The following is a 17111-nucleotide window of genomic DNA, read 5'->3' on the forward strand; positions in this document are numbered from 1 at the left end:
AATGGTAGAAAAAGCGCTTTTCTCCATTTTCATGGATGGTTTATTCCTTAATAACTTCCTTCTTGTTCAGTTCCTTGGTCTATGCTCCTTTGTGGGCGTAACGAAGGATGTAAAAAGTGCCGGGGGTATGTCTGGTGCCGTTATCTTTGTGATGACCCTGTCTGCAGCGGTATCTTACCCGCTCTATACATACGTACTAGTCCCTCTTAAGTTGGAATTCCTCGGGCTGATTGCTTTTATCGTTGTCATCGCAGCCCTTGTGCAGCTTGTTGAGTTTGTTGTCAGAAAAAACATTCCTTCACTTTATCGTTCCTTAGGCATATACTTGCCTCTGATCAGTACTAACTGTGCTGTGCTTGGTGCTGTGCTACTGAACGTAAGGTCGGATTACAACTTTGTGCAGAGTGTGCTCTTTGCTTTTTCTGCGGCTCTTGGGTATACGGTTGTGATGTTAATGATGTCCTCAATCAGAGAGCGTTCCACGCTTGTCACCATTCCGACATCTATACGTGGTCTTCCACAGGCATTCCTTTTGGCTTTGATGTTATCAATGGCCTTTGTTAATTACTTCTGGGTGATACCTGTATGAACCTTACTACTTTACTAATACAATCGGTAGCTGTCCTTGGTGGTCTTGGTCTTGCCGTGGGAGTCCTCCTTATAGTTGCCTCCCGCAAGTTTAAGGTGGAAACTAATCCTCTTGTAGATGAGATCTTAAGTGTGCTTCCCAATGCCAACTGCGGAGCATGTGGTTATGCAGGCTGTGCAGACTTTGCGCAACGTGTAGTGAATGAAGGTGCTCCTATCAACGGTTGTCCGGTTGGCGGTTTCGAGATTGCCAAACAGATAGGCGGTATAATGGACCAGGACGTTTCAGAGTCTGAGAAACAATATCCTTTTGTGGTCTGTAATGGCGGAGTAAATTGCATCAACAGATTCGAATATGTGGGCATGGAGGACTGTAAGGCTGTCATGATGTTATCAGATGGTGAAAAAGGCTGCAGCTTCGGTTGTATGGGCCGCGGTACATGTGTGCGTGCCTGTCCATTTGGCGCAATATCCATAGGTGAAGACAGACTTCCACATGTCAACAAGAATCTCTGTACAAGCTGCGGAATTTGCATCTCTTCCTGTCCCAATAATATCCTTGTTTTTGCGAAGGAATCTGAAAAAGTGCATGTTAAATGCCGTTCTCATGATAAGGGTAAGGATGTTAAGGCTGTATGTAATGTTGGATGTATTGCCTGTAAGATATGTGAAAAGAACTGTCCGGAGCAGGCAATAACAGTTACTGAATTTCTTGCTGTCATTGATCAGAGCAAGTGTACTGCCTGTGGCATCTGCGTTGAGAAATGTCCTCAGCATACAATACATATAAGGGGTGTACTATGACATACAAGACATCGATAGGGCTGAACGAGAATGTTGTTGGAGCATTATGCTACATTGGGTTCTGGTTCACTGGAATACTTTTCCTCTTGATAGAAAGGGAAAACAAATTTGTCCGTTTCCATGCCATGCAATCTGTCTTAGTATTCATGCCACTGGCTTTGATAGTATTCCTTATCGGATGGATCCCCTATTTCGGTTGGGTGCTTGCAGACTTTGTAGGAATGTTCGCTCTCTTCTTGTTGCTGGCTTGCGTTATAATGGCATATGAAGGAGGAAAGTTCAAAGTTCCTCTTGTCGGTAAATATGCTTATGACTCAGTGTACAAGAATAAGTAACCAATAAGTAAGGATGTTGTGTTTCACAACATCTTTTATTAATTTGATTTTTTCTTCTCTTTCATTGTGGCTTCGAAAGTTTAAAAAATACCTATCGCCATCTATGGACTACTCATTTTCCGGAAGGGAGGGTAAATTATTAAAGAAGAGATATGGATCGAAAAATACCGGCCTATGCGACTTGATGATATTGTAGGTCAAAAAGAGGCTATTGAGAGACTCAAATCCTATGTAAAGAGTCGAAACCTTCCACATTTGCTTTTTTCAGGTCCCCCGGGGGTAGGAAAAACAGCTACTGCTGTTTCCATCGCCAAAGAGCTTTTTTTAGATTCATGGAGGGAGAACTTCACTGAGCTGAATGCATCTGACGAAAGGGGAATTGATGTTGTGCGCACTAAGATCAAGAACTTTGCTAAAACATCTCCAATCGGCGGGGCTGATTTTAAGATTATCTTCCTAGATGAGGCCGATGCTCTGACATCAGATGCTCAGGCAGCATTGCGAAGGACCATGGAGCGTTACACCAATAATTGTCGTTTCATTCTTTCTTGTAACTATTCTTCAAAGATCATCGAGCCGATACAGTCAAGGTGTGCAGTTTACAGGTTCCGTCCTCTTTCGGATCATGCAGTCACTGAAAGAGTGTTGTTTGTGGCCAGCAATGAAGGACTTGAAGTTGCAGACGATGGTATAGAAGCTATAAAGTATGTAGCTCAAGGTGATATGCGTAAAGCTATCAATGCATTACAGGCGGCTTCACTAGTTGACAAGACTGTACATAAAGATACTATTTACAAAATAACTGCTACAGCGCGTCCTGAACAGATCGCAGATCTGATCAACACTGCCCTTACTGGTAATTTCATGGCTGCACGCAAACATTTAGATACGCTTCTTCTTGACCAGGGGCTTTCAGGAGAAGATATAGTAGGTCAAATATACCGTGCGATGTTCAATCTTTCAATTCCTCAGGGGAAAATGGTTGAACTGATTGATGTTATAGGAGAAGTGGATTTCAGAATAGCTGAAGGAGCCAATGAAAGGATCCAGCTTGAAGCATTGATTGCACATTTTACGTTGAGAGGAAGGGATTAGAATGGCTCTTCAGGAATTGCTCACAAACATCTTTGGAAACTTCCCTGAATGGCTTGCCACAGTACTCATAAGTTGTTTACCTGTGGCAGAATTAAGGGCTGCCATACCGATTGCAATACTGCAATATCAAATGAATCCAGTTGAGGCGTATATACTTGCAGTTGTGGGTAATATGATACCAGTGATTCCTCTTCTGTTATATCTGGATCCGGTATCTAGTTATTTAAGAAGATATAGGTTATGGAACCGGTTTTTTACTTGGCTTTTTAGCCGCACCCATCGCAATCATTCAGACACATTTGAAAAATATGGCACTTTAGGGTTAGCTATCTTTGTTGCCATTCCTTTCCCAGCAACAGGTGCCTGGTCAGGTTGTGCTGCAGCTTTCGTTTTTGGAATAGGCTTTAAGCACGCCCTTTTGGCCATAACTGCAGGAGTTCTCATTGCAGGTCTAATTGTGACAGTCGTTACTCTCGGCGGGGTAAGTCTGTCTAACCTGTTTCTTTGAATATTAATATGGAAAAATATAAACTGTAATTACTTGTACATCTTCTTGGAAAGCATGTCCTTTGCAAGGGCGATGTCTTCAGATTTTACAGTTTTCCTTCCTGCATGTTCGGCTAGCTTTATCGCTTCTCTGGAAATATCCAAACCATACTCTTCGAGTATCTCGGATAGAGCCATTGCTGCGGATTCACTAACTCTTTGGGAACCAGCACTTCTTATAAGCCTTTCTATTGGTGCAAGTGGAATTATTGTCAATTTTTGTCCTCCTAAATATGCTAATTTCAGATTGGATTCCTATTAAGTACTTGATTACAAAAATGCATTATAAATAGTTATCTTCGATGATTTATAATGCATAATTGTCTTTAAGTGTTGAACAACGGTATAATAGGGTAAATATGTTATAAATAATGTACTATTAGCACAATTATCCAATTTTGTGGCATCATGATTCTAAAAAGAAGCAATAGGGTGCTATTACTCTTTTCCGAGTTTTTTCAGTTTTGTAGCAATATCCTTTCCCAAACGCTGACACTCTTTCAAGTCTTTTTCCTCGGGGACATATTGTACCCTCAGAACAGGGTCTACTACTTTCATACCTGCCTCACGCATTTTTTCCGCTATCATAACAGGTGCTTCTCCACTCCATCCATAAGATCCAAATGCAGCCCCTACTTTTCCTTCGACTCCCTCAGTTATTAATGCATCAAGGAATTTTGCAATGGGTTCAAGCATCTTATAATAAAATGTCGAAGAACCTATAGCTATGCCATCGTAACTGGCAGCATCTTTTGGATCCCACTCATAGAAGTTATCCACTCTTACTTCTATATGTTTCTGTCTTACACCTTCAGCTATAGCCTCAGCCATCATTTGAGTGCTTCCCTGGGTACTAAGATAAACTATTGCAAGTTTAGTCATTTTGTTTATCCCCTGTTTTCTTCTGAGGACTCAGGATAAAATATAATCTCAAACAAGTCCCCTATTTTTAAATGGATTTTTTTCTTTGATAAATCTTTCCAGATCTCTACATTCAGGATATGTTTATTGCCTATCAGGTTCATCATGAACCTTAACCCTTGTTTAAAGGAGGTTCATGGATGAGTGAGAAATATGCGCCTCATATTGAAGAGCTGGCAAAGGCGCTTAATGGCATTGATCAAGATGATATAAAAAACGAATTCAATAAACTCCTCAAGTTCCGTGTACCTCTTGACGAAGCAAAAAGAACAATTCTAAATAAATTCAGCTCAAAAGAAGGTCCGGAGATAAAAATCAAGGATATTTTCCAGGCGCCAAAAAGTTTCACTTTAAATGGAAGAGTTCTCGCAGTCGAGAAAAAAAGTTTTGTTCTTAAAGGGGAGACTCTGAATCTATATTCAGGCAAGGTCGCAGACGAAACTGGTGTTTGCTTTTTTACTGCATGGAGTGATTTTTCTTTAAAGGAAGGGGACATTATCAGAGTACATAATGCCTATATGAAACATTGGAATAATCGTCCTGAACTCAATTTTGGACAACGTTCTGTTGTAGAGAAGCTCCCCGAAGACCCCTCTATGCCGAGAGATGAACAGCTTTTTACTCAATCTAAAAAGATCATTGAAATCAATTCTTCAGATATGCTGGTAAGTTCTAAGGGAATAGTCACTGAGATGTATCATCGGGATGTCAGCATCAAAGGGACTGATACAAAAATTATAGAAGGAGTTGTCGCAGATGAAACTGGAAAGCTTCCTTTTACTTCATGGCTGCCCATGAAGGGTGTGGATATTGGCAGTTTCATTAGCTTCAAAGCTGCTCAAGTGAGGCTTTTTAGGGGAATTCCATCTTTAAATTTCACAAATGAAACGTCTTGGGAAATACTTCCTAAAGACCAATCTCCTTTTTCAAAAAAGGACCTTATAAGTGATGAATCAACTTCGGTCCCTATATCTTCCGTTCTTGAAAAAGATGGTATTTTTGATGTGGTGGTTACAGGGAACATAATTTCCGTGCGCCCGGGTTCAGGAATAATAGAGCGGTGTCCGGTCTGTAATCGAGTTATACAGAACAATATTTGCAGAGCACATGGGAATGTTACCGGTATCAAAGACATGCGTATCAAGGCAATACTTGATGATGGTACAGGAGCTGTCTACATTATGCTGAACAAGGAACTTTCGGAGATTGTTTTTGGTGAATCTATGGAAGAAGCTGAGAACATTATGAAAGATTCCTTATCAAAGGATGCTGTTTATGAAAGCATGAAAAGATCTCTTATCGGAAGTTATCTCACTGTAAGAGGTAATTCTTCGAAAAACGAGTTTGGTACAACCATCGTTGCGAGGTCCGCCTGGCTGCCGGAAGATGCTCTCCTTTCCCGTTTAGAATGCTTATTGCAAAAATTACCAGAGGATAGCTGATATTATGTCTGAAAGGGAAGTGGCTCAGAGAGTTTTTGCAAAAGAGTTCAATGATTCTACTTTGAGTCTTGCAAGTGTTTCTGCGGATGATTTATCTGATGTGAATTCTCCCAATCTCCTAATATCTCCCACGGGTGTGCGCATTAATAGGGTCTTTGTGGCCGGGGTAATTACAGAGGTTGAGAATCTAGGTTCAGAAGCTGGAAAAGAACGAGAGCTTTGGAGGGCTCGTATATCTGACCCAACCGGGGTATTTATAGTATATGCAGGTCAATATCAGCCCGAAGCTGCCATTTTTCTGTCGACGGTGGAAGTGCCCTCTTACGTTGCTGTGGTTGGCAAGGCGAGGATTTATGAACCTGAGAAAGGTTCAGTATTCATTTCTATAAGGCCAGAAGAGATCAACAATGTAACAAGTATCATTCGGGACAGGTGGGTAGTAGATACTGCAGATCTGACTTTAAAAAGGTTTGATCTTCTAAGCCAATTCTTGTCAGGTGGAAATAGGGATGACCTGGCAGATTCACTTGAAAAAGAGGGAATAGATTTTGACTCAAGTGAAGCTATTCATGATGCTATTGAATTCTATGGTACAGATATGGAATACATCTCTGGGTTTAAACAAATAATTCGTGAAGCTCTGCTTTCCATTAAGGAAAATGCAAGCGTTCAGAATAAGCAAAATGAAGATACTGAAAATGTAATTCTTGAGATCCTTAAAGAACTAGATAAAGGTAAAGGTGTGCAGTATAGTTGCTTGCTGGAACGGGCTAAATTAAGAGGTATCCAGGAAGAAGTTTCTGACATTGGGGTCAAGTCTCTCCTTGCTAAAGGAGAGTGCTATGAACCCAAGATTGGTATTTTGAAACTCATTTGATGAAGATCTCATTCGAATTCAATACTGATGCCCCCTGAGTTCTTTGCTAGTGTTTTGGAGATTGTGCCCATATCCATTCTGCATACATGCATTATCCCACAAGGTACAAGGCACGTGGAGCACCATTTTGCCTCTTTGACCTTTTGAAATACAGGATTATCACTATATAGTGGGTCATAAAGTTCTTTCATTGGAATCTCCATGTGTGAGGCTGAGCTTATCTTTTTGCAAGGGGTTTCGATATCTATTATCATGTTCTTACCTTCTACCTTGCCACTGATCTTATGAGTAAAGCCGCAGATTCTGGAGTTTACTTTTACTTCGGTCATTATTTGCACCAATTAATATTGTCCAAATACACCTTATATACTTTTGTGTTTGTCTTTATGATGATGAAGGCTCAATATCCCGGTATGCTTAAATAATGAGACATTGACTTAACAATCATCTTAAGTCTGATGGTTATAAAAGGAGGCACTATGATGCAACGTGAAGAAATAATCGAAAGGGTTCGGCAGCGCCTCAAGGAAATAAAGGGTGTAGGTGAAACCTATGTCCTTCTTGAAGAGGACAGGGAAAACATCAAGGAACTCGAAAAAAAAGCAGATGAAATGACTCTTATGGGTCTTGGCCGTGGTGATAATCGTGGTGTTAAAGAGGTACTCAAGAAAGACGTGGTAATTCCATTCACTACTAGTATGGATTATGTATGGCCTGCTTGTCCCAATGTCGTGCTTATGCATCATGATCGGGTGGTTGGAGAAGACATGGATGATGAATGTAAGCTCAATGAATTAAAATCCTGCAGGGATAATCTTGTCATTGGTAACATTGTCATCTACGATAAAGAGTTACTAAAGTCGATTGATCCAAAGAATGATCCTCTCATTGTTGTATTGCCGCCAAAACCATGTGCTGAGGTAGATGAATTACCTCATATCTGCAATGTTGCTCTCGCTTCTCCATCTCCTCCTACGGATGAATATCTTAAGCAAAAGATGGGATTGCCTCAAAGCCATGGAACAGGAACTTTCATTCTGGGCTTTGACTTTGAATGTTCTTGCGGAAACTGAAAGCCGCAATTTTATTCTTTTATGTGTTTTTAAAAAAGAAAGGCTGGAATTCCAGCCTTTTATTTCTTATTGTATATAGTGAGAGCTTCTTCTATAGTTGCTCCTTCTACAGTTATCGCATATATAGCATTACACATGCGTACTGCCTCATCCAAGGTTTTCTGGTGAATGTTGCGGCCAGTAGCGTTGCCCATTGCACCACTTATGTGTATCTGGTCATGGAGTTTCTTAAGGAAAGATTTTGGATCATCGCTTGACCCTCCGGCACATACTACTTTTGTCCTGCCAGCAGCCAATACAGCTTCTTTGAATATCTCTGCAGATGAGCAGCCTTCTTTCTTTGGATAGTTAACTTTAACAAAATCAGCGTTCAGGCAAGCACCTACGCCAGTTGCACCTGCAATAAGGTGAGGGTCTTTCTCATCAGCTACAGCAGCACCGCGTGGGTATATCCAAAGTACCGTAACCATTCCATACTGGTGTGCATCGTAGACGATTTGTGCAGCCTGTGCAAGCATATCTGCTTCAAATTCACTGCCCAAATAAATAGTATAACCTACTCCAAGTATCTTCAGTTTGCTATTGTCCCTGAACTCTGCTATCTGATCCACATCATACCACTGGTTGCTAAAGGGGTCCAGTTGCTTTGTTGGAACCAGATGAGTCTTAGAGTTGATCTTCACAAGATATGGCACATCTGTATAATCCATTCCATATCTTGCAATGAGCCCTAACTGGGTGGCGAAAACACCTATTTTTCCTTGCTGAGCTATTCTAAACAGATGTTCGGGATCATTATCATCTGCAGCAGTATCTTCTCCAAAGAAGTCATCATTCAGGTGCTCTACTTTCTGGTCACCTGCAAAAAGCATGAGTTTGCCTGTGTTCTTTGTAATTTCCATATAATTCTCAATATACGTTTCACGAGCCTCTTTTGGTACATCCAGAGGCACCTTAATATCACTGGGTTTGATCGAAATCATGTTCTTCACCTAATTTATTCTCGTTGATTAATAGGCGTATTTAAATAATGAATATTTCTATCTATCATTGTTTTTTATGGACCATTTTGAATCCCTTCCTTATAGGTGTCATTTTTATAATCTTTTTCATAAGTGCATTACTAATGCCTTCTCTTGACAGTGGTTTATGTCGTTTTACTATTAATACAGGTCGATTTGATCTCTTGGCTACATTGTATGATAACATTCCAAGCAAAGAAAGTCTAAATCGTTGGCTTGAATCTCCTATTATCAACATATCAGCCTTTTCAACTGATCCAAGTATGCCATTCTCTACAGAATAGTGTTCTTTCATTTCGTAGCTGATGAGATTGTCCTTATCCCCTTTGACTATCTGTTCGAGTTCATATCTAATTTTAGTTTTCTTCTCTTCTTTATCGTTTGGCTTGACTACTCGCAGTATATGTATTTTTGCTCCTGTATTCTTTGCTAATCTTTTTGCAAGGGTAAGTCCATATTGTGAATTCTCTTTATTATTATAAGCAACCAGTATTCTCTCTATTTTCTGAGGGAAGTACCCATTCAGCATAACTATGTTGTTCTTTGCGAGAGCAAGCACTTTAGTTGCAACGTTTCCCATGGAATAATGTAACCTATTTAGTTCATGCCAGCCTATTACTATAAAATCAACATTTTCAATGTCTGCCTGCTCTATTATTGAATTTGCAACACTGTGATCAAATGCTATTATATATTCTCTTTCATGACCAACTATTATAGGGAACTCTTCAAATTTTTCTATTAGGAGGGTTTCCATAGTATTCTTGCTGGTATGAAATGCATCTCTTGCAGCAGATAAGCTTGTTTGTTTTGGGATTCTGATCACATTAAGGCCAATTATGTCGTCTCCAATATTATCAGCAAGTTGTAACAGATCAATCTCCTGTTCTGGGTTAGCTATGGGGACCAGTATCTTAATTTGTGAATTAGTTGTCACGTTTTTAGGATATACGTTGTTTTCAAGCATATCAAATATATTATATTTTGGAATAGCTTTTCCTAATCCATAATACTTGTACCAGATTGCTCCCACAAATACTACAAATAATGTGAATAGTATGGGTAGCAATCCCATTAAGGGCAATAACGCAAGACTTCCTATAATGCCTATTATTTGTGTATAAGGGTATAACGGGTCAGTGAATGTAGGCTTGTAGCCTTTAAGTGATCTTTTCCTCAAAATTATTACGGAGGCATTGATCAGTACATATATCAAAATATTAAACGCACTTCCCAGTTTAGCTAATTGCTCTACATTGAATATCAGCAAAAGCGCTATCATTACAATTCCACTAACTATAATAGCACGATGTGGTGTTTCGTGTTTATCATGTATCTTGACAAACCATTCTGGTATGAGTTTGTCTCTTCCCATGGCAAAAGGAAACCTTGATGATGAGAGCACAGCGGCATTAGCAGTGGAAATTGTAGCAAATAGACCTGCAAGGACTATCATGACTTTTCCAAAGGTTCCATCCATCATTATAGCAACATCTACAAGTGGTGTATTGGTATTGATCGATTCTTCAAAAGTTAAAGTACCACTTATTACTATCATTATAGCGGTATAGATTAGCGTCACAGTTACAACCGAAGCAATAAGAGCTCTTGGGAGGTTTTTTGCTGGATTTTTGACTTCTTCAGAGAGGGCCGCGAGCTGTGTGATTCCAAGATACGAAATAAATATAAGCCCAGTTGTCGCGAATATAGAAGTAGGACCAAAGGGCATGAAAGGACTGAAATTTGAAGTCTCAACCATTAAAGATCCTTGCATTATAAATATTGCTAATATCGCCAATAAAAAGATCACAATTATGTTCTGTAAAGATCCACTGCTCCTTGCACCCCGATAGTTTATCAATATTAATATCAATCCCGACACAATTGCTGTGATCAATATGGGTATTGGGTATAATACAAAAACATAATCTGCAAGGCCTACAAGTGCAAAGGAGCCTTTGAATACTAATGCAAGCCATGCTCCAAAACCAATGATCGCACCAAAAGAAGCACCCATAGCTCTACTTATGAAATAATAACTCCCTCCGGCCTTTGGCATCCCTGTAGCCAGTTCAGCTACACTGATGGCTGTTGCCATAGAGATTAATCCTCCTATCAGGAAAGAAATGATAGACGCAGGACCGGCCTGGGAAATAGCTATTGATGGCAATATAAATATGCCTGCACCTATCATGGTGCCTGTTCCTATGGCAAATGTTTCAAAGAAACCAAGGCTGCGCCCAAGCCTTTCTTCTGACTTAATTGCTACCATCCACTATCTCCATATTAAGCATATACTAAACCCCAAGAACCTTTTATATAACTTACGGAAAATTTATGTATCTATGTATTCTGGTTCTTTACTTGTCTCTTAATTTATCAATATGCCTTTTCAGCATATTTGCAGACTTACCTTTGAAGGAATACTTTCACCATGCTATACTGTCTATATTTATACTTGTACATGATACTTCTATTTGCCTCTCTATAAGAAACAACCCAGAGGCTTGAGGTAGAAAATGAACGTAATGGTAGCAGACATTAAAACTAAGTTTCAGGAACTTGGTGTGGATATCCCGGCTGAAAAGATAGAAGAAAGGCTTGAAAAGCTTATAGTAAAATTTAAGGTTCCTCAGGAAGAGGCTAAGAGAAGTGTTGTCAATTTTTTCTTGAAGGAATATAGTCTTTCTAAAGACAAGTTCTATGGTGGCCAGGGAGAAGCGACCTTTTCAAAGGTGGCTGACATCTCCGAAGATGGAAAATGGGTTAACTTAAAGGTAAAAGTTGTTCAGATATGGGAAAATACTCATGGATCCATTTCTCAAGTTGGATTGCTGGCAGATGAAACAGGGACTATAAAATTCATTGCCTGGGCGGCTGCAGAGGTACCGGCTGTTGAAGAGGGAAGAAGTTATATTTTCAAAAATGTTGTTTCAAGCGAGTGGAATGGCAAAATGGAGGTAACTCTCAATAAGAGCAGTTCTATTGAAGAAATAGCTGATGACATACATGTCCAAAGTAGGTCAAAGGGAGTTGCTTCTCTTGTAAAGGTCGCTGATATTTCTGAGGATGGAAGATGGGTTGATCTGAAGGGAAAGATCGTCCAGTTATGGGAAAATAATAAAGAATCGATTTCCCAGGTAGGTCTCATTGGTGATGAAACAGGAAGTATCAAGTTCATCAAATGGGCAAGCGCTGAGATCCCTGTAGATCTAGTTGAAGGAAAGAACTATCTTTTCCGAAATGCTGTGACCAGTGAATGGAACGGAAAGTTTGAGATCACTCTGAATAAGAGTAGTTCCATTGAAGAGATATTTGATGAAATAGAGGTCAATACCAGAGATACTGTTCTTACAGCTGCAATGGTTGATATTCAATCAGGGTCAGGGCTCATAAAACGTTGTCCTCAATGTAATCGCTCCTTAACTAAAGGTGCATGTGCGGAGCACGGTAAGGTGGATGGTGTTTATGATCTGCGCCTCAAAGCTGTTCTTGATACGGGGGCCATTACTCAGGATATACTTCTTAAAAGGGACGTTACAGAAGATGTCTCCGGGATCACTCTGGAAAGTGCCATAGCTATGGCTGCTGATGCACTTGATCAGGGAGTAGTCCTGGAAGCTATGAAACAAAAGCTTGTAGGTAAGTATTATAAAGTTTCAGGGCCGCGGGTTGACAGGTACATACTTGTAGAATCTATTGAACAGGAGTCTGTTCTGGATCAAAAATTGCTTGCTGAGCTCATAAAAGAGGCTGAGGTGATCTAAATGGCAGGCTATACCCGTGAAGTCGCAAGAAGACTGTTCGCTCAGGAATTCAGGGAATCCAATCTGACTTTCAAGGATGGTGATGATCAGTATTCTCCTCAGTACTTGTTCACTCCGACTGGTGCAAAAGTAAACAGGATGTTCATAGTTGGGACCCTTACTGAAAAAGAAGATATTGGCAGTGATTCTGAATACTGGCGTGGGAGAGTGTCAGATCCAACCGGTTCTTTCTTCATATATGCGGGCCAGTACCAGCCAGAAGCTGCTCAGGTGCTTGCAGAGTGTGATACTCCGGAATTTGTAGCCATCATTGGAAAGCCCAGTACATATACTACTCCAGAAGGAGATATCAGGACATCTGTAAGGCCGGAATCAATGTATATTGTAGATGGTGAAACAAGGGATCTATGGGTACTTGATACTGCTAAGGCTACGCTGGAGAGACTGAAAAGCCTATCTGAATCCAGCCCCGATGCCTTAAGGGCAAAAGAACATTACAAGACCGATACAAAGCATTACGCTTCCATGGTTTTGAAGGCTCTTAGGTCTTTGCAGGAAGAATATTGATCTTGCAGGTTTGATAACCTGCAATTTTTATAATTTCTTATTATATTTCCTGCGGAAGCAAAAGAACAATAAGCAAGACAATCAATAACTTATTGATCAATATGAAGACATATCTTCTGATTTGGTTCAGTAGTAATGGGGCAAGACCCTCAGAGGTTACTCGTAGTCTGATGTCTATGGGCTTTACTCCAGTGAAGGGCTCTTATGACTATGTTTTCGATTGGGGAAATAACGTAAACACAGATGAGATCGTCAATTTTGGGGACAAAGTACAAATGACATTGAAAGATACAGGTGTCATGTTTAAGATCGAAACAGTCAATGGTACCTAAATTGTCTCACTTTCCTTCTGCAAGTTTGCGCGAGTACTCAATATAGTCACAGGACTGACCAACTATTTCAATTATTTCACTGGATATTTTTCCGTCTTTTATTTCGATCTCTACTGCACACGGGTCAGACATCCTGGGCTTGGTAGGCGATCCTGGACATATCAGAAGCACATCACTCTTTTCTATAAGAGGTCTGTGGAGATGACCAAAAATGAGTATATCGACTTCCATCTCTAAAGCAAGGTATCTAAGAGCGGTAGTATCGTTCAGAGACAATGCTCCTTCATGGACTATTCCTATCTTCATGCCTTCTACTTCAAAAGTAACTTTTTCAGGAAGCACCTGCTTTATCGGGGCATGATCTGCATTTCCGTGCACAGCTTTTAGTTTTCCGGTAGCTTCAAATTCCTTGTAACATTCGTAAGATGTAAAATCGCCCGCGTGAACAATTATATCATAATCTCCAATTACATCTGCCAGATACTTTGGTATTACTCCGGTTTCGATGTGTGTATCCGAGATAGCTATGATTCTCAATTGCTTCCCTCTGTAATTTTAGTGTAGAGACAGATCAACAAGTTCGTACTCTAGATCCTCACTTTCAAGACGGCTTAATATGCCGGGAACCTCTTCGTCGATAGCAAGTACTAATGAAGAAAGGCCGTGGAATGCTGCCTCTATTACAGATTCCTTTGCTCCAAACATTACATCTGGCTCCCTTCCTACTCTTCTAAGAGCTATCAGCGATTCGACTCCAATAGTAGCAAGATATGATTTTGATTTGACAAGATTCTTCAACCTCTCCAGGTCAACATTCTTGGATCCACCTCGCTCGACACGTGGTATCTTACAGACGGTAATGCTCGCATTTTCCAGGTCTATGAGTCCCATCAGATCAGTGACACCTACATCCTCTCCTTTCAATGCATTGGAAATGGTTGTACCAGTAGCATTGGTGACATCCCGTGTGCTCACGTAGAGCAAGCCTTTCCTCATTGTCAGATATACTTCCTGCTCTGCATCCACATCTTCATCGGCGATGGCAGTCCAGGTGGATACATGGCTAATGATATCACTCATCACAAACCTGGCATACCTTTTCATCTCGGCGGCATTTTCCAGAACCCATTCGACACCTTGTTTTGTGATCCGATACCTTACTCTGCCTTCGGAACTCACCAATCCTTCTGCAACAAGCTCTTTTATGTACTCTGAGACTGCCTGAGGAGTTACACCGATCTTTTCGGCAATCTCCTTTTGACGCACATTTGGCTGGTGTGCAGCTACTTCGATGAGTATCTGAAACTTAGTTATGCCACTCTTACTACTAAGAAGTTCGATCATTCCTTATCCTCGACTTCCTTAATACGTTGCCCCATCACTGCCAATTTATCAGATCTTCGTGCAACTGCACGGATATACATCGGGCTTTTATTCAATGCTCTTGTCAGGCTACTCATGGATTCATTCCCTTCAAGCACAAGTTTCTCGAGTTCTTCGATAGCATCTTTTACTTCTTCATAGGGCTTAAATGTCAGCATTATTATGTCACTCATATCTTCCACAGAACATTGAAAATTTGTCTGAACCTTTGAGTAAGAGCTATGGTATTCTTTTTGTGGCGTCTTTCCCGGTTCCGGCATGTGCCACTGGCTCTCTATCAAACCACTTTTCTTAAGAATCTTTATACTCTGTGCGACATCCGTTCCCAGTGTTTCCTCGAGTTCATCCTTTGTCATCCATAAATTTAAAAGGGCATCGAATACTTTTTTGTGCCGCTTCGACCCAAAAATTTGGAGGAGTGGTACAAGTTCGGAAGGATCATTAATAATTCTTGTCCGTTTATTCATAGCATTAACCTCTGAATGTACCTCATATGGATCGAGACAAGTTCTATCTAGAGACTCACAAGTACAACCGATCCAAAAATACAGTTAATCCATCAGAACACTTTTTGCCAATATTATATGTTCCTTAATCTTAATAAAGGTGTTGTGATTTCAGAATGTGTTGAAATCGATATCTAAACACCCATTTTCCTTCCAAATGAATAGTGGGAATTTTCGTTTATCGTTCAATTTTTTCTCATGCAATGCATGTACCACAATAGGGAGTGCAATTGTAGCATCTACAAAGACCTGAACTTTCTTTGCTTCTGCAGCTATTTTACCCCAGGAAACCGCTTCATCAAAAGTACATCCAGATAGGCCGCCCCAGTGAGGGACGTCTGTAGTATATTGTATTGCGTAATCATGTCCTGCAATATCCGCACCCATTATGGAGGCCACAACTTCTGTCTGCTGTATGAAATTCTTAGGCACTCCGCCGCCGACGTAGACTACTCCGGTTTTACCAGACGCTTCCACAATACGAGTAATTTCATCTACATCCTTGATCTGATCCACATCCACATCAAACCCTTCTCTTCTTGCAATGGTCAATCCAATTCCAATTGAACTATCCCCAAGAGCAGGTACAAATATGGGTACACCATATTTGTAAGCGCTTCCAACTATGGACTCATCTCCATTGCCTTCTTCACATATTTTCTTTCCAAGCAGGGCTATGAACTCTCTTGAAGACATTCTTCTCCCATGAAGTGTTTTTGCAAAATTAGCTATCAGGTGATCTGTATGTCTGAACTCTTCTTCAAAAGCGAAAACATCATATATTCTGTCGACTCCATGCCTAAAGAGTTCTTCATCGTTGGCAAGGTGAGAACCAACATAATGCTTTTTTCCTAAAGCTTCGTGACAGTCATGGAATAGATTTGCCCCTGTGCTCACAAGGCAGTCGATCATCCTGTTCTTAATGAGGTGTACTATCACTTTTCTCATGCCTGCTGGCACCATTGCACCTGTAAGTCCCATCATGACAGTAAGCTTCTCTTCTTTGAGCATATTATCCCATGCCTGTACAGATTCAGCAAGTTTCCTGCCCTGGAATCCAGTATATAGCATTCCATCTACCAGCTGGCCTATAGACTTGGTTGTGACATCTAAAGGTCTCGTTGGGTTTTGAGTGAAAACATTGATCTTATGCGGTTCCATCCTTGTACACCTCTAAATGGACAGAATCATGAAACTCTGATGTGTCTGCAATTCAAGTAGCAGTAAATGATCAGAGAAACACATCTTTTGGAAAATATATCTTGTGCACCATCGTAATTAAGCGTAACCTTCGGGGCCAAATTAGAGTTAAGAAATTCTGATAGCCTACTGATACATAATTATTTATCTCTTACTCCAAATGTGGGTAAAGTACAAGTAAAAAACAGTGTTTAATTATATTCTAAAAGTGGTGCTAATGAATTATAAAAAAATATTTCTAGCAATGATTGTTGTCTTAATCATATTAGCAGTTGCTATTGTTTATCCATCTTATTCAAGGGATAAATCACTTCCATTTTTTAAAGTACACAATGAAGATAATGGAGTCCATAATATAAAAGTAGAAATAAGTACTTTATCAAATACCGAAATTTATAATAAAGAGCATCTTTTAAACGGTTCATCTGATTTATATATTGATATAGGGTCCTCTGAGATTCCCTCTCTATTGCAGCAATAATCATCCTTTTTTAGGACCTCATAGGTGTATAATACCTCCCCTTACAAAAGTACAGTCCATCTGATTTTTAAATCAGAATTAAAGCAGAATAAAATCGTAATATTTATTGAGGAGGACGTATAATCCTCCTCTGTGATATATTATGCAACCTCCGCTTATACCACTAAACGAA

At 40.1% G+C, this 17111-nt stretch carries 22 protein-coding genes; 12 read left to right on the plus strand and 10 right to left on the minus strand.

Features of this window, described 5'->3' with window-relative positions; genetic code table 11:
* Nucleotide 1 precedes the first annotated feature (1 nt).
* The 5 genes from rnfA (at nucleotide 2) to ACC612_RS10260 (ending at nucleotide 3330) form a co-directional block, all read left to right on the plus strand.
* Nucleotides 2–589: an Rnf electron transport complex subunit RnfA gene (gene rnfA / locus ACC612_RS10240; RefSeq protein WP_371854434.1), complete on the plus strand. Its 588-nt coding sequence runs from the start codon at nucleotides 2–4 to the stop codon at nucleotides 587–589.
* Nucleotides 586–1392, plus strand: coding sequence for an Rnf electron transport complex subunit RnfB (gene rnfB / locus ACC612_RS10245; protein WP_371854435.1), 807 nt, complete (start codon nucleotides 586–588; stop codon nucleotides 1390–1392). Before rnfA ends, rnfB begins: the two co-directional genes overlap by 4 nt.
* Complete coding sequence (locus ACC612_RS10250) at nucleotides 1389–1727, plus strand: DUF4870 domain-containing protein (RefSeq protein ID WP_371854436.1); 339 nt, start codon at nucleotides 1389–1391, stop codon at nucleotides 1725–1727. The genes rnfB and ACC612_RS10250 overlap by 4 nt, the downstream gene beginning before the upstream one ends.
* 138 nt (nucleotides 1728–1865) lie before the next feature.
* On the plus strand, nucleotides 1866–2822 hold the full coding sequence (locus ACC612_RS10255) for a replication factor C small subunit (RefSeq protein WP_371854454.1): 957 nt from the start codon (nucleotides 1866–1868) through the stop codon (nucleotides 2820–2822).
* 1 nt (nucleotide 2823) lies between these two features.
* The gene (locus ACC612_RS10260) at nucleotides 2824–3330 is read left to right on the plus strand and encodes a COG2426 family protein (protein WP_371854437.1); all 507 of its coding nucleotides are present in this window, start codon (nucleotides 2824–2826) and stop codon (nucleotides 3328–3330) included.
* A 29-nt stretch (nucleotides 3331–3359) separates the two neighbouring features.
* On the opposite strand, the gene ACC612_RS10265 is transcribed toward ACC612_RS10260, so the two are convergent.
* The 3 genes from ACC612_RS10265 to ACC612_RS10275 form a co-directional block, all read right to left on the minus strand.
* Entirely contained in the window at nucleotides 3360–3584 is a 225-nt protein-coding gene (locus ACC612_RS10265; RefSeq protein ID WP_321419338.1) for a histone family protein, read from the minus strand.
* Nucleotides 3585–3806: 222 nt separating this feature from the next.
* Nucleotides 3807–4250 carry a flavodoxin domain-containing protein gene (locus tag ACC612_RS10270; protein WP_371854438.1) on the minus strand — a complete coding sequence of 148 codons (444 nt, stop codon included), beginning with the start codon at nucleotides 4248–4250 and terminating at the stop codon, nucleotides 3807–3809.
* A gap of 5 nt (nucleotides 4251–4255) precedes the next feature.
* Nucleotides 4256–4396 carry a hypothetical protein gene (locus tag ACC612_RS10275; protein WP_371854439.1) on the minus strand — a complete coding sequence of 47 codons (141 nt, stop codon included), beginning with the start codon at nucleotides 4394–4396 and terminating at the stop codon, nucleotides 4256–4258.
* Nucleotides 4397–4429: 33 nt separating this feature from the next.
* Between ACC612_RS10275 and ACC612_RS10280 the strand changes: the two genes are divergently transcribed.
* Nucleotides 4430–5731: a Single-stranded DNA binding protein gene (locus ACC612_RS10280; RefSeq protein ID WP_371854440.1), complete on the plus strand. Its 1302-nt coding sequence runs from the start codon at nucleotides 4430–4432 to the stop codon at nucleotides 5729–5731.
* 4 nt (nucleotides 5732–5735) lie between these two features.
* Nucleotides 5736–6608: an RPA family protein gene (locus tag ACC612_RS10285; RefSeq protein WP_371854441.1), complete on the plus strand. Its 873-nt coding sequence runs from the start codon at nucleotides 5736–5738 to the stop codon at nucleotides 6606–6608.
* A gap of 8 nt (nucleotides 6609–6616) precedes the next feature.
* Here ACC612_RS10285 and ACC612_RS10290 read toward each other — a convergent pair whose 3' ends face one another.
* Nucleotides 6617–6937 carry a hypothetical protein gene (locus ACC612_RS10290; protein WP_371854442.1) on the minus strand — a complete coding sequence of 107 codons (321 nt, stop codon included), beginning with the start codon at nucleotides 6935–6937 and terminating at the stop codon, nucleotides 6617–6619.
* Between the two features lie 153 nt (nucleotides 6938–7090).
* Here ACC612_RS10290 and ACC612_RS10295 point away from each other — a divergent pair, with 153 nt between their 5' ends.
* The gene (locus ACC612_RS10295; RefSeq protein ID WP_371854443.1) at nucleotides 7091–7681 is read left to right on the plus strand and encodes a hypothetical protein; all 591 of its coding nucleotides are present in this window, start codon (nucleotides 7091–7093) and stop codon (nucleotides 7679–7681) included.
* Nucleotides 7682–7740: 59 nt separating this feature from the next.
* Here the strand turns inward: ACC612_RS10295 and ACC612_RS10300 are convergent, their stop codons facing one another.
* Nucleotides 7741–8664: an aldolase gene (locus ACC612_RS10300; protein WP_371854444.1), complete on the minus strand. Its 924-nt coding sequence runs from the start codon at nucleotides 8662–8664 to the stop codon at nucleotides 7741–7743.
* 64 nt (nucleotides 8665–8728) lie between these two features.
* The gene (locus ACC612_RS10305) at nucleotides 8729–10975 is read right to left on the minus strand and encodes an amino acid permease (RefSeq protein ID WP_371854445.1); all 2247 of its coding nucleotides are present in this window, start codon (nucleotides 10973–10975) and stop codon (nucleotides 8729–8731) included.
* A gap of 247 nt (nucleotides 10976–11222) precedes the next feature.
* On the opposite strand from ACC612_RS10305, the gene ACC612_RS10310 reads away from it, so the two are divergent.
* The 3 genes from ACC612_RS10310 to ACC612_RS10320 all read left to right on the plus strand — a co-directional run bounded on the left by ACC612_RS10310 (nucleotide 11223) and on the right by ACC612_RS10320 (nucleotide 13369).
* A complete protein-coding gene (locus ACC612_RS10310) occupies nucleotides 11223–12470 on the plus strand; it encodes a replication protein A (RefSeq protein ID WP_371854446.1) in 1248 nt (415 codons plus the stop codon).
* Nucleotides 12471–13037 carry an RPA family protein gene (locus ACC612_RS10315; protein ID WP_371854447.1) on the plus strand — a complete coding sequence of 189 codons (567 nt, stop codon included), beginning with the start codon at nucleotides 12471–12473 and terminating at the stop codon, nucleotides 13035–13037. It abuts the gene before it with no gap.
* A 101-nt stretch (nucleotides 13038–13138) separates the two neighbouring features.
* Entirely contained in the window at nucleotides 13139–13369 is a 231-nt protein-coding gene (locus ACC612_RS10320; RefSeq protein WP_371854448.1) for a hypothetical protein, read from the plus strand.
* Between the two features lie 6 nt (nucleotides 13370–13375).
* Here the strand turns inward: ACC612_RS10320 and ACC612_RS10325 are convergent, their stop codons facing one another.
* The 4 genes from ACC612_RS10325 to ACC612_RS10340 all read right to left on the minus strand — a co-directional run bounded on the left by ACC612_RS10325 (nucleotide 13376) and on the right by ACC612_RS10340 (nucleotide 16419).
* Nucleotides 13376–13906, minus strand: coding sequence for a metallophosphoesterase (locus ACC612_RS10325; protein ID WP_371854449.1), 531 nt, complete (start codon nucleotides 13904–13906; stop codon nucleotides 13376–13378).
* An 18-nt stretch (nucleotides 13907–13924) separates the two neighbouring features.
* On the minus strand, nucleotides 13925–14713 hold the full coding sequence (locus ACC612_RS10330) for a winged helix-turn-helix transcriptional regulator (protein WP_371854450.1): 789 nt from the start codon (nucleotides 14711–14713) through the stop codon (nucleotides 13925–13927).
* Nucleotides 14710–15219 carry an ArsR family transcriptional regulator gene (locus tag ACC612_RS10335; protein ID WP_371854451.1) on the minus strand — a complete coding sequence of 170 codons (510 nt, stop codon included), beginning with the start codon at nucleotides 15217–15219 and terminating at the stop codon, nucleotides 14710–14712. Before ACC612_RS10335 ends, ACC612_RS10330 begins: the two co-directional genes overlap by 4 nt.
* A gap of 150 nt (nucleotides 15220–15369) precedes the next feature.
* Nucleotides 15370–16419 (minus strand): deoxyhypusine synthase, encoded by a 1050-nt coding sequence (locus ACC612_RS10340; RefSeq protein ID WP_371854452.1) that lies wholly within the window; start codon nucleotides 16417–16419, stop codon nucleotides 15370–15372.
* Between the two features lie 256 nt (nucleotides 16420–16675).
* On the opposite strand from ACC612_RS10340, the gene ACC612_RS10345 reads away from it, so the two are divergent.
* On the plus strand, nucleotides 16676–16939 hold the full coding sequence (locus ACC612_RS10345) for a hypothetical protein (RefSeq protein ID WP_371854453.1): 264 nt from the start codon (nucleotides 16676–16678) through the stop codon (nucleotides 16937–16939).
* The last annotated feature ends 172 nt before the right edge of the window (nucleotides 16940–17111 follow it).

This window comes from Methanomethylovorans sp. (assembly GCF_041447285.1).
In the GTDB taxonomy this organism is placed as follows: domain Archaea; phylum Halobacteriota; class Methanosarcinia; order Methanosarcinales; family Methanosarcinaceae; genus Methanomethylovorans.